General features: G+C 52.5%; 17 protein-coding genes and 1 pseudogene. 11 read left to right on the forward strand and 7 right to left on the reverse strand.

Features of this window, described 5'->3' with window-relative positions; all coding sequences use genetic code 11:
- Positions 1 to 112 precede the first annotated feature (112 nt).
- The 3 genes from ACSTTO_RS10075 to ACSTTO_RS10085 all read left to right on the forward strand — a co-directional run bounded on the left by ACSTTO_RS10075 (position 113) and on the right by ACSTTO_RS10085 (position 2,826).
- Entirely contained in the window at positions 113 to 1,153 is a 1,041-nt protein-coding gene (locus tag ACSTTO_RS10075) for a PhoH family protein (protein ID WP_439273269.1), read from the forward strand.
- Positions 1,154 to 1,288: 135 nt separating this feature from the next.
- Positions 1,289 to 1,783: an rRNA maturation RNase YbeY gene (ybeY, locus tag ACSTTO_RS10080; RefSeq protein ID WP_439273064.1), complete on the forward strand. Its 495-nt coding sequence runs from the start codon at positions 1,289 to 1,291 to the stop codon at positions 1,781 to 1,783.
- Between the two features lie 2 nt (positions 1,784 to 1,785).
- Complete coding sequence (locus tag ACSTTO_RS10085; protein ID WP_439273065.1) at positions 1,786 to 2,826, forward strand: hemolysin family protein; 1,041 nt, start codon at positions 1,786 to 1,788, stop codon at positions 2,824 to 2,826.
- A 93-nt stretch (positions 2,827 to 2,919) separates the two neighbouring features.
- On the opposite strand, the gene ACSTTO_RS10090 is transcribed toward ACSTTO_RS10085, so the two are convergent.
- The 3 genes from ACSTTO_RS10090 to ACSTTO_RS10100 form a co-directional block, all read right to left on the reverse strand.
- A complete protein-coding gene (locus ACSTTO_RS10090; protein ID WP_439273066.1) occupies positions 2,920 to 3,780 on the reverse strand; it encodes a C40 family peptidase in 861 nt (286 codons plus the stop codon).
- Positions 3,777 to 4,127 (reverse strand): MarR family transcriptional regulator, encoded by a 351-nt coding sequence (locus tag ACSTTO_RS10095; protein ID WP_439273067.1) that lies wholly within the window; start codon positions 4,125 to 4,127, stop codon positions 3,777 to 3,779. Before ACSTTO_RS10095 ends, ACSTTO_RS10090 begins: the two co-directional genes overlap by 4 nt.
- Before the next feature lie 108 nt (positions 4,128 to 4,235).
- Complete coding sequence (locus ACSTTO_RS10100) at positions 4,236 to 5,663, reverse strand: leucyl aminopeptidase family protein (protein WP_439273068.1); 1,428 nt, start codon at positions 5,661 to 5,663, stop codon at positions 4,236 to 4,238.
- A 240-nt stretch (positions 5,664 to 5,903) separates the two neighbouring features.
- Here ACSTTO_RS10100 and ACSTTO_RS10105 point away from each other — a divergent pair, with 240 nt between their 5' ends.
- The 8 genes and pseudogenes from ACSTTO_RS10105 to ACSTTO_RS10140 all read left to right on the forward strand — a co-directional run bounded on the left by ACSTTO_RS10105 (position 5,904) and on the right by ACSTTO_RS10140 (position 15,514).
- Positions 5,904 to 7,112, forward strand: coding sequence for a phosphopentomutase (locus tag ACSTTO_RS10105; protein WP_439273069.1), 1,209 nt, complete (start codon positions 5,904 to 5,906; stop codon positions 7,110 to 7,112).
- Complete coding sequence (mutM, locus tag ACSTTO_RS10110; RefSeq protein WP_439273070.1) at positions 7,105 to 8,004, forward strand: bifunctional DNA-formamidopyrimidine glycosylase/DNA-(apurinic or apyrimidinic site) lyase; 900 nt, start codon at positions 7,105 to 7,107, stop codon at positions 8,002 to 8,004. Before ACSTTO_RS10105 ends, mutM begins: the two co-directional genes overlap by 8 nt.
- Positions 8,005 to 8,090: 86 nt before the next feature.
- Positions 8,091 to 8,864, forward strand: coding sequence for an enoyl-CoA hydratase (locus tag ACSTTO_RS10115; protein ID WP_439273071.1), 774 nt, complete (start codon positions 8,091 to 8,093; stop codon positions 8,862 to 8,864).
- A 271-nt stretch (positions 8,865 to 9,135) separates the two neighbouring features.
- Positions 9,136 to 9,402 (forward strand): 30S ribosomal protein S20, encoded by a 267-nt coding sequence (rpsT, locus tag ACSTTO_RS10120; protein WP_439273072.1) that lies wholly within the window; start codon positions 9,136 to 9,138, stop codon positions 9,400 to 9,402.
- A gap of 1,269 nt (positions 9,403 to 10,671) precedes the next feature.
- A pseudogene (gene dnaA, locus ACSTTO_RS10125) lies at positions 10,672 to 12,132 on the forward strand (chromosomal replication initiator protein DnaA); the annotation flags it as partial.
- 256 nt (positions 12,133 to 12,388) lie between these two features.
- Positions 12,389 to 13,507, forward strand: a complete 1,119-nt coding sequence (gene dnaN / locus ACSTTO_RS10130) for a DNA polymerase III subunit beta (RefSeq protein WP_439273073.1) — start codon at positions 12,389 to 12,391, stop codon at positions 13,505 to 13,507.
- Positions 13,508 to 13,527: 20 nt separating this feature from the next.
- Positions 13,528 to 14,691: a DNA replication/repair protein RecF gene (gene recF / locus ACSTTO_RS10135; protein WP_439273270.1), complete on the forward strand. Its 1,164-nt coding sequence runs from the start codon at positions 13,528 to 13,530 to the stop codon at positions 14,689 to 14,691.
- A 31-nt stretch (positions 14,692 to 14,722) separates the two neighbouring features.
- A complete protein-coding gene (locus tag ACSTTO_RS10140) occupies positions 14,723 to 15,514 on the forward strand; it encodes a molybdopterin-synthase adenylyltransferase MoeB (RefSeq protein ID WP_439273074.1) in 792 nt (263 codons plus the stop codon).
- A gap of 185 nt (positions 15,515 to 15,699) precedes the next feature.
- Here ACSTTO_RS10140 and ACSTTO_RS10145 read toward each other — a convergent pair whose 3' ends face one another.
- Genes ACSTTO_RS10145 through ACSTTO_RS10160 form a run of 4 tightly spaced genes read right to left on the reverse strand, consistent with a single transcriptional unit; the run spans position 15,700 to position 20,532 of the window.
- Positions 15,700 to 16,665 carry a 2-hydroxyacid dehydrogenase gene (locus tag ACSTTO_RS10145; RefSeq protein WP_439273075.1) on the reverse strand — a complete coding sequence of 322 codons (966 nt, stop codon included), beginning with the start codon at positions 16,663 to 16,665 and terminating at the stop codon, positions 15,700 to 15,702.
- Positions 16,662 to 18,305, reverse strand: coding sequence for an ABC transporter ATP-binding protein (locus ACSTTO_RS10150; protein ID WP_439273076.1), 1,644 nt, complete (start codon positions 18,303 to 18,305; stop codon positions 16,662 to 16,664). Before ACSTTO_RS10150 ends, ACSTTO_RS10145 begins: the two co-directional genes overlap by 4 nt.
- On the reverse strand, positions 18,302 to 19,438 hold the full coding sequence (locus ACSTTO_RS10155; protein ID WP_439273077.1) for an ABC transporter permease: 1,137 nt from the start codon (positions 19,436 to 19,438) through the stop codon (positions 18,302 to 18,304). Before ACSTTO_RS10155 ends, ACSTTO_RS10150 begins: the two co-directional genes overlap by 4 nt.
- Entirely contained in the window at positions 19,438 to 20,532 is a 1,095-nt protein-coding gene (locus ACSTTO_RS10160; protein WP_439273078.1) for a microcin C ABC transporter permease YejB, read from the reverse strand. The genes ACSTTO_RS10155 and ACSTTO_RS10160 overlap by 1 nt, the downstream gene beginning before the upstream one ends.
- Positions 20,533 to 20,534 lie beyond the last annotated feature (2 nt).

Below are 20,534 nucleotides of genomic sequence, written 5' to 3' on the forward strand. Positions count from 1 at the left end.
AAAACCGCAATTCAGGGAGAGCCGGTTGAACGTCACCCCGGGCAAACAGGTTATTAAAGAACTGAAAAAACCCGTCACGCCGATTTCTGCCCCGCAGGATGGCGCTTCCGATATGGTTCATATTGTCCTTGATTTTGACAGCAATCGTCTGGCGAGTGCGCTGTTCGGGCAATTTGATGAAAATCTCAGCTATATTGAACAGCAATTGGGGATTGATCTGCGCTCAAAGGGCAATCAGTTGATTTTGCGCGGTGAGGCTGCAATGGTTGAACAGGCGCGTATGGCGCTTGATCATCTTTATTCATTGTTGCAAAAAGGCCATGATCTGGGCAGATCCGATGTTGACGGCGCCTTGCGCATGGCCGCCACCGCCACACCGGTGAGCGATGAGCAGTTGAGCCTGCCGACACTGGAAACCAGAACCCGCCTTTCTGCGGCACAAATTTCCACCCGCAAGAAAACCATTTTTGCCCGCACACCCACTCAGGATGCCTATATGCGGGCTATGGAGCGTTCGGAGCTGGTTTTTGGCATTGGCCCTGCGGGCACGGGTAAAACCTATCTTGCGGTTGCCCATGCAGCCATGCTGCTGGAACGCGGGCTCGTGGAGCGGATTATTCTTTCCCGTCCTGCGGTTGAAGCCGGTGAGCGGCTGGGCTTTTTGCCCGGTGATATGAAAGAAAAGGTCGATCCTTATCTGCGTCCGCTTTACGATGCGCTTTATGACATGATTCCCGCCGATAAGGTGGAGCGCGCACTGGCCGCCGGTGTGATTGAAATTGCGCCTCTGGCCTTCATGCGCGGCCGCACGCTGGCTCATGCTGCTGTTATTCTGGATGAGGCACAAAATACCACATCCATGCAGATGAAAATGTTTCTCACCCGCCTTGGGGAGGGATCACGCATGATCATCACTGGCGATCCGAGCCAGATTGACCTGCCTGCCGGACAGAAATCCGGCCTTGTCGAGGCGCTGGATATCCTCAAACCTGTTGAAAATATTATCACCGTGCGGTTCGGTGATAAGGATGTGGTGCGCCATCCGCTGGTGGCTGCCATTGTCCGCGCCTATGAAAAGCGCGGTGCAGATAAGACATTCAGGCGCCAGCAGGCTGCGGATATGCCGGATGAGGCTGATCAGACGGCAATATGAGCGTCTTTTTAAAACAGAGAAATTGCAGCACCTGCCTGTAATATGGCAGGTGCTGCTTTATTCATAGCAACAGCAAGGCTTCAGCCAGGGCGTTTACGGTTAAAACTGAAAGGTGCAATGCGCACGGAACCAAAAATGATCACCATTGATATTTTGACAGAAAGCCCGCTCTGGAATGACGGCGAGGCCTATGAAAAACTGGCACGCGCCTGCACTGATGCGGTATGGCAAAGGCTGGCCTTGCTGCAAAAGCCGACAGAGCTCAGCCTTGTCCTCACGGATGATGCCGCAATCGCCCGGATCAATGCGCAATGGCGCAATAAGGATAAGGCAACCAATGTGTTGTCTTTTCCTGCATTTGATATTGCCGCCGGTGATGAACCGGGGCCGATGCTCGGTGATATTATCATCGCCTATGAAACGGTTGAGCGTGAGGCAAGGGAAGAGCATAAAAGTTTTTCTGCCCATCTGCATCATATGATCGTGCACGGTCTGCTGCATCTTCTTGGCTATGACCATGAGGATGATGAAGAGGCCGAGGAAATGGAAGCTCTGGAGCGTGAGATTCTTCATGCTCTTGCCATACCCGATCCTTATACTGTACATTCACAGCATAATGAAAACGATTGACCATGGCTGATCAGAACCAAACCACATCCCCAACAAGCGCAGCTGGCAGCAGCGCTTCACAAACCGATCCGGAAGCACAGAGTACAGGCAATCATTCCCCGCGTGCGCCGGCTTCTGAAAAACGCTCGATTCTGGCCGGATTATTTCCGTTTCTGCGCTCGCGCCAAACCGGCTCCCTGCGTGAAAATCTGACGGATGCCTTATCCGATGATAATAATGAGGACACTGCCTTTTCCGCAGAGGAAAAGGCAATGCTCAATAATATCCTGCGTCTGCGTGAGCTTCGCGTTGATGATGTGATGATCAGCCGCGCCGATATTAAGGCGATTGAATATTCAACACCACTTGGTGAATTGCTGGAATTGTTTGAATCTTCCGGCCATTCGCGTATGCCGGTTTATGTGGAAACATTGGATGATGCCCGCGGCATGATCCATATTCGTGATGTGCTCAATTATATCACCCGCATGAGCAGGAAAAATGCCGCTGATGCTGATAGTGATGATGATAATGCAGGCAAGCAGTATGATTTGTCGCGGATTGATCTCTCCACACCGATCAGTGAGCTCAATCTTATGCGCAAAGTGCTGTTTGTGCCAAGTTCGATGCTGGCCAGCAGCCTGATGGCGCGTATGCAGGCCAGCCATATTCAAATGGCGCTGGTGATTGATGAATATGGCGGCACGGATGGCCTTGCTTCATTGGAAGATATTGTTGAAATGGTTGTTGGCGATATTGAGGATGAGCATGATGATGAGGAATTGTCATTAATCTGCAATCCTGACGGCACCTATACAGTGGATGCCCGTGCGGAGCTGGAGGAACTGGAAAAGCTGATCGGTCCGGGTTTCATGCAAGCGCAGGACAGTGAGGATGTTGACACGATCAGCGGCCTGATCATCTCTGCGCTTGATCATATTCCGGAACAGGGCGTGATTGTTGATGCTTTGCCGGATTATGAGCTGGAAGTGCTGGAGGCTGATTCACGCCGTATTCATAAAGTGCGTGTGCGCCCCAGAAACCGCCAGCCCGGCGCAGACTGATTATCAAAGGTTTTTTAAAACAAGCCGCCGGAATTCCGGCGGCTTGTTTTATTTTTCAAGGCAGGTTTTGCAATTTTGAAAAACCCGCAATCCTCAAGGACGGCGGAAGTGTGACGGCAGATCATAGAGATAGGCAATACGGTCAATAGCCTCGCGCAGCGGCTCATAGGCAACCGTCATTGTATGGCCATTGGCATGGATCATCATATCAGGGCTTGCCATAATGGCCACATGCCCCGGCCAGAATACCAGATCACCGCGCTGCAGATTGGAGTAATCCTCACCGGCATCAATAAGCGTGCCGAGATTTTCGCCTTGCATATCGGAATCACGCAGCACATTGCGCCCGGTATCCAGCATGGCAAGCTGCACCAGACCGGAACAGTCAATGCCGAAACCGGATGTGCCGCCCCAAAGATAGGGTGTATTCAGCAGGCTTTCAGCTGTCGTGACATAATCGGTGGGATTTTCATCAATCTTGCGCAAATGCCTGGCAAAAATTGCAGTGCCATCGGCCAATATTCCGTAGCGGCTGCCACGATTTTCAACAAATTCGGTAATCTCCACAGCCGAGCCCAGTGACAAGGCACAGGTGTGGCGCAGGCGCAGATCAGCGCCGGAATAGATGAAGGTGCGCGGCACACTGATACGATGAGTTGGCGCATTGCCGCTGTCTCCAAGTTCCTGATCCGGCACATAGCCAACATAGCCGTCCCGTAAGGATTGCACCCAGCTCCAGCCATTGACCTGTTCAAAAACCGTAACTTCATCACCATACAGGATCTGGCTTTGCGGGCCCTGTGGCAGTTCAGGCTTGCTGCGCAGATCACAAACCGGCACGATAACGCGCTTGCGTGTTCCCTCCGTAAAGGCAGCGGCATCAATTTTTCCGCGCAAGGCAATATCTGCCAGATCAGGACGATAGGCATGGAGGCGGCGGTCAGGCTTGGTCATAAAGGTAATTCCCTGGATTTGGAGATAATGCGGTCGCCCAGTCTTTCAACATAGAGCGCGCCGCTGACAGTTCGTTTGATCAGCACATTGCGCAGATCCTGCGGGTCACGGTGGCGGCTGACCAGCCCCATGGTTCCCATCGTATCCAGCGCACGGGTGATAACAGGTTTGGTCACGCCAAGCCTTGCGGCCAGCGCCCGCACGGTATGGGGCGGTGTTTCAAGATAGATGGTCAGTAAAATGGCCATTTGCCGCCATGTCAGATCATGGGGTTCATCGCGCACCTGTGACAGGGAGACAGTCTGCAACAGGGTCAATGCCTGCAAGGGTTTCAGTTCAACTGCCATGAAACACCATCGTGAACAGAAAAAATCCGGAACAGGCTACCATAGGTTCCGTTATTGTTATTCAAGCGTTTTTATGCCCTGCCCGCAAGGGGCAGGGCCGGTTTGTTATCAGTTTGCCGCACCAAAGCGTTGCTTGATGACATGATATAATGTGCGTATGCCCTGTGCTGCGCCGCCAATTGTGGCGGCTGGTTTTTCAACCGGTGTCCAGCCGTAAATATCGAAATGCCCCCAGATTTTTGCATTTTTAACAAAACGGGACAAAAACAGCGCCGCTGTCACCGAGCCGGCAAAACCATCTGTGGTGGAATTATTGATATCGGCAATGCGCGAGGAAAGGCGGGCCAGATAGGGTTCCCAGAGCGGCATATGCCATAACGGATCAGCCTGTGCCGCGGCTTGTTCTGCAACCTGTGCGGCAAAACCCTCATCATGGCTGTAGAAGGGTGGCAGATCCGGCCCCAGTGCCACGCGCGCCGCGCCGGTCAGGGTTGCCATATCAATGAGGAGATCCGGATTTTCTTCATCGGCACAGGCCAGCGCATCAGCCAGAACCAGACGCCCTTCCGCATCGGTATTGCCGATCTCAACCGTCAGCCCCTGCCGTGATGTGAGTACATCCCCCGGGCGGAAAGCATTGCCCGCGATGGAATTTTCAACAGCAGGGATCAGCACACGCAGACGCACCGGCAGTCCGGCATCCATAATCATACGGGCAAGGCCAAGCACATTGGCGCCGCCGCCCATATCCTTTTTCATCAAAAGCATGCCGCTGGCGGTCTTGATATCAAGCCCGCCGGTATCAAAACAAACGCCCTTGCCAACAAGCGTAACCTTTGGATCGCCTGCCTTGCCCCAGCTGAAATCAATCAGCCGCGGTGCAATGGTGCTGGCGCGGCCAACAGCGTGGATCATGGGGAAATTTTTCTCAAGAAGGGCATCACCGGTAATGGCGGAAAAATTTGCCCCATAGGTTTCAGCCAGCAAGCGGGCTTGTTGTTCCAGCTTGTCAGGCCCCATATCGCTGGTTGGTGTATTGATGAGGTCGCGGGTAAAGGCGCTGGCATCGGCAATACGGCGTATATCCTGCGCGTCTTTCAGCCCGGGGATGAATAATTTTACACTGTGGTATTCAGTGGACTGATCATCTTTTTTATAACGGTTGAACTGATAGCCGCCAAGCAAAAAGCCGGTGGCAAACAGCTCTGCCTTCTCAACAGGCGTTGCAATATGCCAGATGCCGGCCGGCAGCAGGCGGGCGAGTTTGCCGCTGATCAGGCGGCCTTCGCCGCTTTTGTCTTTTTCGGCCGGTTCAATGCCAAATAAAGCGCCGCAAATTTGCCCGTCCCCGTTACCAAGCACCAGAAGCGTGCCGGCCTTGGCCTTGAAATTCTGTGCTTTTGCCCAGTTTCGGGCAATTGATGGCAGGGTGTTATCGGTGAGCGTGTCTGCCGTTACCAGCCAGATCGGCAGGCTGTTTTCGGCCTGACTGTCAAGCAAGGCGGCACGGTTTTCAGAAAGGGGCAGGGAGGTCATGGGCATATCCGGATATTCTTTTGAGAAACGGGCAGCGATCGCTGATCGTTTTCTGATCACCGATCTTTTATCTGTCTTAGAGCATTTCCGGCAAAAGAGTAACAGGGCTTTGCATAAAATGAATGTTATAAAGCACATGTTTGAGGGCGGCTGCTATGCTTTCCCTGCTTGACCATGGCCAGACCATTTATGATAAGTCTTTATGCAATAGGATGGACAGAGAGCTTAAAAGGTATTGAGATGCGCCGTGTTATACTCATTATACTCGATTCTTTCGGTATTGGCGGCGCAGCCGATGCGGCGGATTTCGGGGATGAGGGTGCAAATACACTTGCAACAATTGCAAGAGACTGCCTTGCCCGCAACAGCATTCTGGCTGTGCCGCATATGATGGCGCTGGGGCTGGGGCAGGCGGCGCAGGCGGTGACAGGGCATATGCCTGCCGGCTTGCCGGCCAGAGAGCCGGTAACAGGGCTGTGGGGGGCAGCGCGTGAAATCTCCAGAGGCAAGGATACACCTTCCGGCCATTGGGAGATTGCCGGTTTGCCGGTGCCGTTTGACTGGGGCTATTTTCCCAAAACAAGACCGGCCTTTTCCCCCGCCCTGACAGATGCGATTATTGCCGCGGGAAATCTTGCGGGTATTCTTGGCAATTGCCACGCATCGGGAACTGAGATCATTGCGCAACTGGGCGAGGAGCATATTCGCAGTGGCAAGCCGGTGATTTACACATCTGCTGATTCCGTCATCCAGATTGCTGCCCATGAGACCTATTTCGGGCTGCAGCGGCTTTATGATCTGTGCACCAAAATCCGTATTCTGGTTGATCCCTTAAATATTGGCCGCGTGATTGCGCGCCCTTTTATCGGAGAGAATGCAGCAAATTTTGAACGCACCGGTAACCGGCGCGATTATGCCGTTCCCCCGCCGCGCCCCACATTGCTGAATGTGGTTGAGGCAGCCGGGCGCAAAACCTACGCGGTGGGCAAGATAAGTGATATTTTTGCCGGATCTGGTATTACCCATGCCTTGAAAGCACATGGCAATGAGGCGCTGGTGGATGCCACGCTTGCGGCAATGGATAAGGCGCAGGACGGTGATTTGATTTTTACGAATCTGGTTGATTTTGATAGTCTTTATGGCCATCGGCGTGACAGTGCCGGCTATGGCGCGGCACTGGAGGCGTTTGACCGGCGCCTGCCGGAATTAAGGGCAAAAATGCAGCAGGGTGATTTGCTGATTCTCACCGCTGATCATGGGTGTGATCCTGCATGGCCGGGTTCAGATCACACGCGTGAATGCGTGCCGGTGCTGATTGCCGGTGCGGGGGCGGGAACAATCGGCATACGCGATAGTTTTGCCGATATTGGCAAATCCGTTGCTGCCTATCTTGGCTATGAAAATGCCCTTGCGGGGCAAAGTTTTCTGGGTGGGGGGCATCATGCCTGAATTGCCGGAGGTGGAAACGGTTCGCCGCGGGTTGCAACCGGTTATGGAAGGCGCGAAGGTGGAGAAACTGGTGCTCAACCGGCCCGATCTGCGGTTTCCTTTTCCTGAAAATCTGGCAGAGCGCCTGCAGGGGCGCCGGATTATCTCTCTGGGGCGGCGTGCAAAATATCTGCTGATTGAATTTGACGACGGAGCAAGTTTGATCAGCCATCTTGGCATGTCCGGCTCCTATCGTATTGAGGCTGATATGCCGTTGCCTGCCGGAAGTCCGGAGGAAACACGGCATAATATGCCGGCCCGAAAGGCGGCTCATGACCATGTGGTCTTTCATCTTGCAACAAGACATGATGGCGCACGGCAGGTAATTTATAATGATCCGCGCCGTTTCGGGTTTTTATTGCTGGCAGAAAGTGGGCAACTGGCCGGACATCCCTCGTTAAAAGGGCTTGGCATTGAGCCAACGGGCAATGATCTTTCGGGGCCGGTGCTTGCGCAATTGTTTAAAAACAAAAAGGTCACTCTCAAGGCCGCATTGCTGGATCAGCGCCTTATAGCCGGTCTTGGTAATATCTATGTGTGTGAGGCCTTGTGGCGATGCGGCCTGTCGCCCTTGCAGCCAGCAGGGGCGATTGCCGATAATGCGCAACTGGCTGAATTGCTGGCGGTATCAATCCGGCAGGTGATTGCCGAGGCGATTGCTGCGGGTGGCTCAAGCCTGCGAGATCATAGGCAGGCAGATGGTTCACTGGGTTATTTTCAGCATAATTTTGCGGTCTATGACCGTGAGGGAGAGCCATGCCGGCGCTGCGGCGCGGTTATCGGGCGTATTGTGCAAAACGGGCGCTCAACCTTTTATTGCAGCGCCTGTTGCAGCCCGGACGCCAGTTTTTAGAAGCCGGCGCGGTTTAGAGGCATTTTCGTAAAATAAAACAGTAAAAGCGGTATTTGATGAAGAATGCCGCACAGAGGAGCAAACGGATGGCATATGAAACGATTCTTGCTGAAACGCGCGGGCAGGTCGGATTGGTGCGGCTGAACCGTCCGCAGGCGCTGAATGCGCTTAATACGCAGCTGATTACAGAACTGACACAGGCGCTGCAGGCTTTTGATCGGGATAATGCCATCGGAGCGATTGTCATAACCGGTTCGGAAAAAGCCTTTGCTGCAGGCGCTGATATTAAGGAAATGCAAAATCTTGGATTTGCAGATGCCTATGGCGGCGACTTTCTGAAAGATTGGGAGGGGATTAATGCCATTCGCAAGCCGGTCATTGCGGCTGTCAGCGGTTATACGCTGGGGGGAGGCTGCGAATTGGCAATGATGTGTGATTTTATCATTGCTTCAGAAACGGCCAGATTCGGGCAGCCTGAAATTACCCTTGGCATTATTCCGGGAATGGGCGGTACCCAGCGCCTTGCCCGCTATATCGGCAAGGCCAAGGCGATGGATATGGTGCTGACGGGACGAATGATGGATGCGCAGGAGGCTGAGCGTTGCGGGCTGGTCTCAAGGATTGTGGCTCCGGATGCCTTGCTGGAAGAGGCGTTGAAAGCAGCTGAGCGCATCGCCTCTTTCTCGCGGCTTTCTGTATTCATGGCCAAAGAATCAGTGAATTGCGCTTTTGAAACGGTGTTGCAGGAGGGGTTGAAATATGAGCGCCGCTCCTTCCACGCATTATTTGCAACAGAAGATCAGAAAGAAGGCATGGCCGCTTTTGTCGAGAAGAGGAGTCCGTCTTTTTCAAACCGCTAAAAATGCTTGTGAGTCGGATAGAAATAGGCAGCTTTTGCCTGTGGGGCAGGCTGTGGCTGCCAGAATGGCTTTTAAAACCGTCTTTTGCCGGATTCGGGGGCGGGGAGTATGAGAATCCACATTGACGAGACGGACAAGCTGATCTATAAGCGCGCAACAGTGAGACGGCTTTCGGGCCGTCCGTATAGATTTTTGCCCGGTGGCCTGCCCTTCGATGTAATATCGATGCTGAAAAGCCCGCTGGAAAGCTGACAGAAAAAGAGAGGCATTTATGGCCAATACACCTTCGGCCAAGAAGGCGGTTCGTAAAATCGAAGCCCGCACCGCGGTCAACAAGTCCCGTCGTTCACGCGTTCGCACCTTTGTTCGCAAGTTTGAAGATGCTGTGGCACTTGGTGATAAAGCTGCTGCGCAGGCTGCATTCAAGGTGGCTGAACCTGAATTGATGCGCGCCGCTTCCAAGGGCGTTGTTCACAAAAACACAGCTTCACGCAAAGTATCGCGTCTGGCTGCACGCCTTAAGGCTATGGGTGCCTGATAAGGCATCCGGAGCTTTTCACCGCTTTTATGAAAAGCTGCATTCTTCTGATAAAACAAAAACCCGGTTTATACCGGGTTTTTTTATACCTGATTGCTATATTCTAATTTTATGTAAGCCGATATTTTGAAACAGAAATATTTATGCATCGTGCAGGATAAGACCGCAAAGAATCGCCGGTTGATTTTAGGGAATCTCTGCGTGTTTATGGGAAATTTGTGCAGTTTGGATTCTTATATTTGCAACTGATTTTATAAGGTTTGCCCGCCTTTATGCACAGTTCTGTTCTGAGTCTGGGGATTGTGCCTGCATTATTTGAGTCAAGTGAAATATTATTATTTTTTTTAGCCCTGCAGATTCTGGAAGGGTTAATAATTGCTCCGATAAAAAGATATTGAATCCAAAGGTCTTATTAATTTCAAGCCCTGTGTAAGTGTAATTCTGCGTATCGAGAGGTAAACCAAATGATTAAAAATCCGTTAATGGTGGTCTTGCCCTAGAGGCGGAAGTTTCGCTAATGTTAGCTGGTCAGTGCCCTGGACTACCGGCATAGGTCCGTCAGCGTCCGGTTATAATTTCATGGTGTGTGAAGCGTTGTGACGCAGAATTTTTGTTCTGTGAACGTATATTTATGCGCCTTGACGAATTTGCACTGCGGGGGGGCTGAAAGGGGAATTGTTCTGCGCATGCGCAAATGATGAGGGCTGTTGTGCCACAGGCCGGCAGCCGCCTGAACGGAAATTTACCGGGCATTAACCTGAATAAAGTTTTGCGGCGATGCAGATTGAAACAGAGGTTGTTGAATGGATGAATACGGGCAATCAGCATAGGGGAATGGCAATATGAGTCGCTTGTAGCAGGATCAGAACTGCAGGCAGACCGGCAACAGCGAACAGGACATCATCTGATCCGGGAATTTTGATTTGAACAATCAGGCAATTCTGGCTTGAGAAATCAGAAAGTCTGGCTTGAGAAATCAGAAAATTCTGACTTGAGAAATAATGAGAGCAGGAATCCGCAAAACCGGACAGCCTGCTGGCAACAGGCATCAATCAAAAGATGCGGCGGCGCGGATGCGATAATCCGGCTGAAACAGAAACTGAACCGATATGTGAGGCGAAAATGATTGCAAGGAATAAGGCTAAACTGGACGTGATGAGCGAAACCGGTCAGTCGGTTGCGCCAATCAGCCGGAATGCACAGGTTCAGGATTTGTCAGCGCCGCAATTTATGAGTGAGAAAGAGAATATGACCCTAACAACCGCTTCTCCTGATGAGGCTTTTGAACGTTTGCTGAGCAAGTTAAAAGCACGTGTCGGCAGTGAGATATTCTCTTCATGGTTTGGACGTCTGAAGCTGGATGAAGTCTCCAAGAGCGTTGTACGTTTTTCTGTGCCCACAGCATTTTTGCGCTCATGGATCAATAATCATTATGCGGAAATGCTGACAATGCTCTGGCAGGAGGAAAATCCGCAGATCCTCAAGGTTGAGGTGGTTGTGCGCGGCATGAGCCGTGCGGCCCGTCCGGTAGCACCGGTTGCTGATGCTGCGCCGGAAGTTCCGCAAATTGCAGCACAGCCGCGTGAAAAGCCGGTTTTCCCCGTGGGGCAAAGCTTCTCTGCAGAAAAGCGCACCAGCCAGGTTGAGGCCGCAGCACAAGGCGCGGCCGCAGGCGCCGTGCTTGGTTCCCCGCTTGATCCGCGCTATACATTTGACAGTTTTGTTGATGGTGCATCAAACCGTGTGGCGCTTGCCGCGGCACGCACAATTGCTGAAGCAGGCTCAAGTGCAGTGCGCTTCAACCCGCTCTTCATTCATGCTGCTGTCGGCCTTGGCAAAACGCATCTTTTACAGGCGATTGCCGCCAGCGCCCTGCAACGCCCGGATAAGCCCCGTGTTGTTTATCTGACGGCGGAATATTTCATGTGGCGTTTTGCAACCGCAATCCGCGATAATAATGCTTTGTCTTTCAAGGAACAATTGCGCGATATCGACCTTCTTATCATTGATGATATGCAGTTCCTGCAGGGCAAGTCTATTCAGCATGAGTTCTGCCATCTGATCAATATGTTGCTCGACAGCGCCAAACAAGTTGTTGTGGCGGCAGACCGTGCGCCATCCGAGCTGGAATCACTGGATGTGCGGGTGCGTTCACGCCTGCAGGGTGGCGTGGCGCTGGAAATGGCGGCGCCGGATTATGAAATGCGTCTGGAAATGCTCCGGCGCCGGCTGGCGGCGGCGCAGGCAGAAGAACGCAGCATTGAAATTGCCGATGAGATTCTTGCCCATGTGGCGCGCACTGTCACCGGCTCCGGTCGTGAGCTGGAAGGGGCGTTTAACCAGCTTCTGTTCCGCCAGTCCTTTGAGCCTAATCTCTCCATCGACCGCGTTGATGAATTGCTGGGGCACTTGACCCGTGCCGGTGAGCCGAAGCGTATTCGTATTGAAGAAATTCAGCGCATTGTTGCCCGCCATTACAATGTCTCAAAGCAGGATCTGCTGTCTAACCGCCGCACCCGCACAATTGTAAAACCGCGTCAGGTTGCCATGTATCTGGCAAAAATGCTCACGCCCCGCTCCCTGCCGGAAATTGGCCGCCGTTTTGGCGGACGCGACCACACCACGGTTCTTCATGCTGTGCGCAAGATCGAGGATCTGGTCGGTGCGGATGCCAAACTGGCGCAGGAGCTGGAATTGCTCAAGCGCCTGATCAATGAGCAATCTGCATAATTTGCTGCTGATAAATTGATTCTGTGCCGCATTTTATACGCGGTACAGGCTTTTTGCCCTGCCGGATTTGTGCAAGAGCAGCGAAAAACAGCTGTTTGCGGCAGGAATATGCGGAAGAATATACCATGCGTTGTTCTGCGGACTTGCAAAACAACCGGAAATTCTGTCAATTTACTGGCCTAAACAGGCGCTTGTCGCGCCGTGATCTCCGGTACGGTTTTTGTTGCCGGACAGATATTAGCGAGTTCTGTTCATCATGCGCGTAACCATTGAACGATCCAATCTTCTTAAATCTCTCAACCATGTGCATCGGGTGGTTGAACGCCGCAACACGATTCCGATTCTCTCCAATGTGCTGTTGCAGGGCGAAGATGGTGTTCTGAAGCTCAAGGCGACCGATCTTGATCTTGAAGTGACCGAATCGACCGATGCTGCCATTGATGTGGCAGGCGCCACCACAGTTCCGGCGCATCTGCTTTATGATATTGTGCGCAAGCTTCCGGATGGTGCGGAAGTGATGCTGGCCAATAATGAAGACGGTACGGCTATGTCGGTGGTTTCCGGCCGCTCATCTTTCCGGCTGCAATGCCTGCCGCAATCAGATTTTCCTGAGCTGACAGCGGGCAGCTTCACTCATACATTCCGGATGGATGCGAGTGCGCTCAAGCGCCTGATCGACCGCACCAATTTTGCAATCTCTACGGAAGAAACCCGTTATTATCTCAATGGTATTCACCTTTATGCCGGTGAGGATGAAGGCCGCCTTGAACTGCGTGCCGTTGCCACAGACGGGCATCGTCTGGCGCGTGCGGCAATGGAGGCGCCAAGCGGTGCGGAGGGCATGCCGGCCATTATCATTCCGCGCAAAACCGTGGCTGAATTGCAAAAACTGGTTGATGTGCCGGATATGCAGGTAACGATTGAGGTATCGGATGTAAAAATCCGCTTCACAGTCGGCACGGTGGTTCTCACATCCAAGCTGATTGATGGCACTTTCCCGGAATATAAGCGGGTTATACCAACCGGTAATGATCGCAGGCTGGTTATTGATCGTCAGAATTTTGCGGCTTCTGTTGATCGTGTATCGACCATTTCCAGTGAAAAAGGGCGCGCTGTTAAGCTTAGCATTTCCGATGGTCTTTTGACACTGACTGTTAATAATCCTGATTCCGGCTCCGCAACCGATGAAGTGCCGGCTGAATATGACAGCGAGCCGATGGAAATCGGTTTTAACTCAAAATATCTGCTTGATATCACATCGCAGCTTTCCGGCAAGGAGGCGGTATTTATGCTGGCTGATGCCGGTTCGCCGATGCTGGTACGGGATGAAGGTGATGAACATCTTATCTATGTTCTCATGCCAATGCGTGTATAAGTGCACGGGTGAATAAAGATATAAACATTGATGCAGCATTACCAGGTCGCAGCGAGCGGGTTAGTTTCCGTCGTCTGCGGCTTGCGCATTTTCGCAATTATGCAAGCCTTTCGCTGACATTGAGCGGCGGGCATGTGGTGTTAACCGGCGAAAATGGCGCAGGAAAAACCAATCTTCTGGAAGCAGTGTCTTTTCTGTCGCCCGGGCGGGGTATGCGCCGCGCTTCTTATGCCGATGTCAGCCGCAGCGGCGCGCAGGATGGTTTTGCCATTCACGCATTGCTGGAATCGGATTCTTACGGCGAGGTTGAGATCGGCACCGGACTGGCAGGCACCAATGGCGAGACGGGGCGAAAAATCCGCATTAATGGTGCGCCTGCCAGTGCTGATCAATTGCTTGATTATTCCCGCATCATCTGGCTCATTCCGGCGATGGACGGGCTTTTTACCGGATCGGGCAGTGACCGCCGCCGTTTCCTTGATCGCATGGTACTGGCGATTGATGTCGGCCATGGCAAGCGGGTTCTGGATTATGAAAAGGCAATGCGCAGCCGCAACCGTTTGTTGTCTGATTATAATAGTGACACACAATGGCTTGATGCGATTGAGGCGCAAATGGCCGGGCTTGGCACAGCCATTGCCGCAGCCCGCGCCGAGCTGATGAGCCTGATTGCCGGCATGATTGAGCAAATGCCTGATGACAGCCCGTTTCCCAAAGCGGATTGTTTTCTGGAAGGTGAGCTGGAAGGCCGTATCCGGCTGGAGGCGGCATTGGATCTGGAAGAGAATTTCCGCCGTATTTTACGGGATATGCGCGGGCGGGACCGTGCGGCAGGGCGCACATTGGATGGCCCGCACCGCACGGATATGGTGGTGCATCACCGCCCCAAGGGCATGCAGGCGGCCTTATGTTCCACAGGCGAGCAAAAGGCGCTGTTGATCGGGCTGGTGCTTGCCCATGCACGGCTGACAGCAGGGTTATCCGGCATGGCGCCGGTGCTGCTTCTGGATGAAATTGCCGCTCATCTTGATGAGGGAAGACGTGCTGCTTTATTTGATATTATTGATGATCTGGGGGCGCAGGCCTTCATGACCGGAACAGACCGCGCCTTATTCCGCGATCTTAAAGGCGAGGCGCAGTTTTTCAATGTCAGCGCGGCATCGCTTACTCCTTATGATATTTGAAAAAGCACAGTTTCTGCGTTAAGCTTGATTTATGCGAACACCCGGCGAGCCTTTTTCGGAACTGGAAATTGAGCGTTATGCGCGCCATATTGTTCTGCCGGAAATTGGCGGGGCAGGGCAGCAGAAGCTTAAAAATGCGCGTGTTCTTGTGGTCGGGGCAGGGGGGCTTGGCAGCCCTGCATTGCTGTATCTTGCCGCCGCCGGTGTTGGTCATCTTGGTATTGCTGATGATGATATGGTTACGCTTTCCAATCTGCAGCGTCAGATTGTTCACAGCACCAACAGTATTGGCGAGAATAAAACCGAGAGTGCTGCGGCAACCTTAGCCCGTATCAATCCGCATATCAAAATATCTTGTCACACATTGCGATTGACCCCCGATAATGTGACTGATCTGTTTTCTGACTATGATATTATTGTCGATGGCACGGATAATTTTACCACCCGCTATTTGGTGGCTGACCATGCGGCATTGCTGAAAAAGGCGCTGGTTACCGCAGCCATGGGGCGCTTTGACGGCTCTCTGACAGTGCTCAAACCTTATGAAAGTGATTCTGAAGGTAATCCTTATCCCTGTTATCGCGATCTTTTCCCGCAAATGCCGCCTGAGGGAATGATTCCGTCCTGCGCTGAAGCCGGTGTGATCGGCGCATTGCCGGCGATTCTCGGCTCCTTGCAGGCTATGGAAGTGATCAAGCTGATCACCGGTATCGGGGAGCCGCTTTTGGGGCGCTTGCTGCTTTATGATGCGCTTGGAGCGCGGTTTGAAATCATGCACTATAAAAAGCGGGCAGGGCAGGGCATTCACAGGCCAAAACTGTGAAACGGTTTTGCCCGCCGGTTTTGCCCACCGGTTTTTCGTGGATTATAGTGGGCTATAATGCGTAAAACCGCTATTATGTGGAGATTGAAGGCATCGGCGTGAATGCATGATGCCTGTAAAAAGTAAGCAATGCGCCTTGCTGTTTTAAAGGAAAAGAGCCGGAATCTCCGGCTCCCTGAAGCAAGTTAATATTGTTTGTCACGGTCAACAAGATTGGTGAGTGTGCCGTTGCGTTCATAATCCGTGATCATTTTAATAATTTCCGGTACCAGCGCATTGGCCGATGAACTGGCTGCCGCATGCGGTGTTATCATAACTTTCGGATGGCTCCAGAGCGGGCTTGTTTCCGGCAAGGGTTCTGTCTCAAACACATCCAAAGAGGCTGCGGAAAGCTGGCCGCGCTCCAGTGCTACCAGAATATCAGCCTCATTTTGCAAGCCGCCGCGCCCTGCATTGATCAGAACCGGCGCACCAAGCGGCCCGTTTTCCTTCATTAAACCAAAAACAGACATGGAGAGAATGCCTTTGGTCTCCGGTGTCAGCGGTAACAGGCAGACCAGAATATCGGCATGTTTGAGGAATTCAGTCAGGCCGTCTTTGCCGTGATAGGTCTGGACACCGGCGACATCCTGCGGGCGGCGGCTCCAGCCGCTGACATTAAAGCCAAAAGATTTCAGTTTTTCCGCAGCATCGCGGCCCAAAACGCCCAAGCCCATAATCCCGACATTGACCTCATTGGCAGCAGGCTGGCGGCGATCCTCCCGCCAGATTTTTTTAAGCTGCTGGGCGCGGTATTGGCTGCCGAGGCGGTGGTGATCGAGCACCTGCCACACCACATATTCGGTCATTCGCATGGTCAGATCAGGCGAGATGGTGCGCACAATCGGCACATCCGGAACCAGATCATCCTGGAAAACGTGATCCACACCGGCGCCAAGCGAAAAAATAACCTTGAGATTGGGCAGATTGGCCAGTGAGCCGCGTTTTTGTTTCCAGACCAGCGCATAATCAACAAGGGGTTCATCGCCCGCTTTGACATGCGTAATAATTTCACGATCCGGCGCGTGTTTTGCAAAGGCCTTGAACCAGATATCCGGATCCCAGCCGGTGACGGCAAAATAGATTTTTCCTTTGCGTTTTGGTGCATTCATTGATTTACCACTCCCCTCTCGGCTGTTTCCAGACGGAAAGCAGCCGCCATCAATGCGCGCGTATAATCTGTTTGCGGTGCTTCAAAAATCTGTTGCGCCGAACCATATTCCACGGCCTTGCCGTTACGCATCACAAGAACATGATTGGCAAGTGCTTTGACAACGCGCAAGTCGTGGCTGATGAAAAGATAGCTTAATTGATGTTTTTTCTGTAAATTGCGCAGCAATTCCACCACCTGTGCCTGCACGCTCATATCCAGTGCGGAGGTCGGCTCATCCAGCATGACAAAGCGCGGATTAAGCACCATGGCGCGGGCAATGGCGATACGTTGGCGCTGACCGCCGGAAAATTCATGCGGATAGCGAAAACGGCTTTCCGGATCAAGGTTAACTTCCTGCAGAGCCGCAACAACCTTGGCATCACGCTCATCAGCTGAAAGCTTAGGCTCATGCACAAGGAGCCCTTCGGCAATAATTTCAGCCACCGACATGCGCGGGCTTAGCGAGCCGAACGGATCCTGAAACACAATCTGCATTTCACGGCGCAGCGGGCGCATATCGTGATAAGAAAACCCGTCAATATTACGGTCTTCAAAAAGGATGCTGCCTTGTGAGGAAATCATACGCGACAGAGCTAAGCCCAGCGTGGTCTTGCCCGAGCCGGATTCGCCGACCACGCCAAGGGTTTGGCCGGCACGCAGCTCCACATTGATGCCATCCACGGCTTTTACATAATCAACCGTCTTGCGCAGAAAGCCTTTTTTGATCGGAAACCAGACTTTGATATCCTCGCCGCGCATCACCAGCGGTGCATTTTCTGTTGCAGGCAGTGGTTCGCCTTTGGGCTCGGCATTGAGCAGATGGCGGGTATAATCATGCTGCGGATTGGTAAAAATATCTTCTGTATTGCCGCTTTCAACAATCTTGCCGTGATGCATCACGCAGACACGATCGGCAATTTTGCGCACCACGCCAAGATCATGGGTGATGAACAGCATTGACATTTTGCGGGATTTTTTCAGCTCTGCCAGCAGTTGCAAAATCTGTGCCTGCACGGTCACATCCAGCGCGGTTGTCGGCTCATCGGCAATCAGCAATTGCGGCTTATTGGCCAGTGCCATGGCAATCATCACACGCTGGCGCTGCCCGCCGGATAATTGATGCGGATAGGATTGCAGGCGTTTTTCCGGCTCACGAATGCCCACTTCATTGAGAAGCTCAATGGTGCGTATATGCGCCTGTGTATCCCGCATACCCTGATGCAGGCGCAGAATTTCGCCAATCTGACGCTCAACCGTGTGCAGCGGATTGAGCGAGGTCATCGGCTCCTGAAAAATCATGGTAATATCATTGCCGCGTATATTGCGCAGCCTGTCATCCGACACAGTCAGCATATCCTCCCCGTTAAAGAGGATCTGCCCGGATGGATGGCTGGCAGCCGGATAGGGCAGCAATTTGAGCACTGACAAGGCGGAAATGGATTTGCCGGAGCCGGATTCGCCCACCAGCGCAACAGTCTCGCCTTTATGAATATCAAAAGAGATATGATCAACGGCGATTTTTTCCTTGCCGTCCTGATGAAAGGCAATGGACAGATCACGGATGCTCAGCAGCATATCGGCTTTTTGTGGCATGGTCATTTAAAAGCCTTTCGCGGGTCAAAAGCATCGCGCACAGCCTCGCCGATAAAAATCAGCAGGGAAAGCATCAGCGAAATAACAATAAAACCGGTGATGCCAAGCCATGGCGCCTGCAGATTGTTTTTGCCCTGTGCCAGCATTTCACCAAGTGATGCCGAGCCAGGCGGCAGGCCAAAACCAAGAAAATCCAGCGAAGTCAATGTGGTGATGGAGCCGTTGAGAATAAAGGGCAGAAAGGTGAGCGTTGCCACCATGGCATTGGGCAGAAGATGCCGCCACATGATCGTGCGGTTGTTGACGCCCAGAGCGCGTGCAGCATTAACATATTCAAAATTACGCGCCCGCAGAAACTCCGCCCGCACCACGCCGACAAAGGAAACCCACGAAAACAACAGCATGATAAATAATAGCACCCAAAAACCCGGCGGCAGAATAGCGGCAATAATCAGCAACAAATAAAGCACCGGTATAGAAGACCAGATTTCGATAAAACGCTGGAACAGAAGATCAACCCAGCCGCCGAAATAACCCTGCACCGCACCGGCTGTTACCCCGATAACAGCAGAAAAAGCGGTAAGGATAAGCCCAAACAGCACAGAAATACGAAAGCCGTAGAGCGCACGGGCAAAAACATCACGTGCCTGATCATCTGTGCCGAGCCAGTTTATATTGCCGAGTACACAATTTTGGTCTTTTACGCCCAGCGGATAGCGTGCACAGCGCTCCTCTCTGGACATCATCCAGAATGGCTTTGACGGCGCTGCCTGCGGAATTTCATTATTCACCGTACGGTAGGAATAGCGCACCGGCGGCCAGATTGCCCAGCCATGCTGGTTAATCTCGTCCTGAATCACCGGATCGCGGTAATCCGTGACGGCATAGAAACCGCCAAATTTCTCTTCCGGATAATCAATCAGCACCGGCATCAGAATTTCGCCCTTGTAGGAAACCAGGATTGGTTTGTCATTGGCGATAAACTCGGCAAATAACGAGGTAATAAACAGAAACAGGAAAATCCACATCGACCACCAGCCGCGCCGGTTGGCCCTGAAATTGCGCCAGCGCCGCTGATTGAGCGGCGAGAGGAACGGGCGCCTGACGCGCACAGGAGAGGCGGCAGTGATATCGCTCATCACACATCCCTCCGCTCAAAATCAATGCGTGGATCAATCCAGGTATAAGTGAGGTCGGAGAGGAGGCTGACCAGCAGTCCGAGCAGCGAGAAAATGAACAGGTTGGCAAACACGACCGGATAATCACGGTTGAGAACAGACTGGTAGCCAAGAAGACCAAGCCCATCCAGTGAGAAGATGGTCTCAATCAATAATGAGCCGGTAAAAAAGGCCGAGATGAAGGCACCGGGAAAACCGGCAATCACAATCAGCATTGCATTGCGGAACACATGGCCATAAAGCACCTGCCGTTCGGTCAGCCCTTTGGCACGTGCGGTTGTTACATATTGTTTGCGGATTTCTTCCAGAAATGAGTTTTTGGTGAGCAATGTTGTTGTGGCAAAAGCTGACAGCACCAGCGCCAGCACCGGCAATGTCATATGCCAGATATAATCGGTTATTTTGCCCCACAGGCTCAGTTGCGCAAAATCGGGCGATGTCAGCCCGCGCAACGGAAACCAGTCAAAAAAAGAACCGCCGGCAAAAAGCACAATCAGCATGATCGCAAAGAGAAAACTCGGAATTGCATAGCCGATGATGATGACAGCACTGGTCCAGACATCAAAACGCGAACCATCGCGCACGGCTTTGGCAATACCAAGCGGAATGGAAATCATATAGGAAATCAGGGTGAGCCACAGGCCAAGTGAAATGGAAACCGGCAGTTTTTCCTTGATAAGATCCAGCACGTCAATATCGCGGAAATAGGAGCGGCCAAAGTCAAAACGGGCATAATTCCACAACATCAGGCCGAAACGCTCCAGCGGCGGTTTGTCAAAACCGAACTGTTTTTCAAGACTGGCGATAAATTCAGGATCAAGCCCCTGCGCACCGCGATATTTTGAGGAGCCGCCGCTATCCATTGATATATTGCCGGCATCAGCACCCCCGCCTGAAAGCCTGTCCATGGCATCGCCGCCCTGCCCCTGCAATTGCGCAATCACCCGCTCAACCGGCCCGCCCGGTGCAAACTGGATAACCGCAAAGGAAATGGCCATGATCCCGAAAATCGTCGGGATCATCAAGGCAAGGCGTCGGAGAATATAAGCGCCCATCA

Source organism: Pseudochrobactrum albidum, from assembly GCF_051851455.1.
In the GTDB taxonomy this organism is placed as follows: Bacteria; Pseudomonadota; Alphaproteobacteria; order Rhizobiales; family Rhizobiaceae; genus Pseudochrobactrum.

Bases quoted from the DNA above. Each gene is read 5' to 3' on its own strand.
- dnaN (WP_439273073.1), top strand. From the start codon at position 12,389: ATGCGCGTAACCATTGAACGATCCAATCTTCTTAAATCTCTCAACCAT.
- ybeY (WP_439273064.1), top strand. From the start codon at position 1,289: ATGATCACCATTGATATTTTGACAGAAAGCCCGCTCTGGAATGACGGC.
- ACSTTO_RS10085 (WP_439273065.1), top strand. From the start codon at position 1,786: ATGGCTGATCAGAACCAAACCACATCCCCAACAAGCGCAGCTGGCAGC.
- ACSTTO_RS10155 (WP_439273077.1), bottom strand. From the start codon at position 19,438: ATGAGCGATATCACTGCCGCCTCTCCTGTGCGCGTCAGGCGCCCGTTC.
- ACSTTO_RS10100 (WP_439273068.1), bottom strand. From the start codon at position 5,663: ATGACCTCCCTGCCCCTTTCTGAAAACCGTGCCGCCTTGCTTGACAGT.
- ACSTTO_RS10150 (WP_439273076.1), bottom strand. From the start codon at position 18,305: ATGACCATGCCACAAAAAGCCGATATGCTGCTGAGCATCCGTGATCTG.
- rpsT (WP_439273072.1), top strand. From the start codon at position 9,136: ATGGCCAATACACCTTCGGCCAAGAAGGCGGTTCGTAAAATCGAAGCC.
- ACSTTO_RS10140 (WP_439273074.1), top strand. From the start codon at position 14,723: ATGCGAACACCCGGCGAGCCTTTTTCGGAACTGGAAATTGAGCGTTAT.
- ACSTTO_RS10145 (WP_439273075.1), bottom strand. From the start codon at position 16,665: ATGAATGCACCAAAACGCAAAGGAAAAATCTATTTTGCCGTCACCGGC.
- ACSTTO_RS10160 (WP_439273078.1), bottom strand. From the start codon at position 20,532: ATGGGCGCTTATATTCTCCGACGCCTTGCCTTGATGATCCCGACGATT.
- mutM (WP_439273070.1), top strand. From the start codon at position 7,105: ATGCCTGAATTGCCGGAGGTGGAAACGGTTCGCCGCGGGTTGCAACCG.
- ACSTTO_RS10075 (WP_439273269.1), top strand. From the start codon at position 113: ATGGTTCATATTGTCCTTGATTTTGACAGCAATCGTCTGGCGAGTGCG.
- ACSTTO_RS10115 (WP_439273071.1), top strand. From the start codon at position 8,091: ATGGCATATGAAACGATTCTTGCTGAAACGCGCGGGCAGGTCGGATTG.
- ACSTTO_RS10105 (WP_439273069.1), top strand. From the start codon at position 5,904: ATGCGCCGTGTTATACTCATTATACTCGATTCTTTCGGTATTGGCGGC.
- ACSTTO_RS10095 (WP_439273067.1), bottom strand. From the start codon at position 4,127: ATGGCAGTTGAACTGAAACCCTTGCAGGCATTGACCCTGTTGCAGACT.
- ACSTTO_RS10090 (WP_439273066.1), bottom strand. From the start codon at position 3,780: ATGACCAAGCCTGACCGCCGCCTCCATGCCTATCGTCCTGATCTGGCA.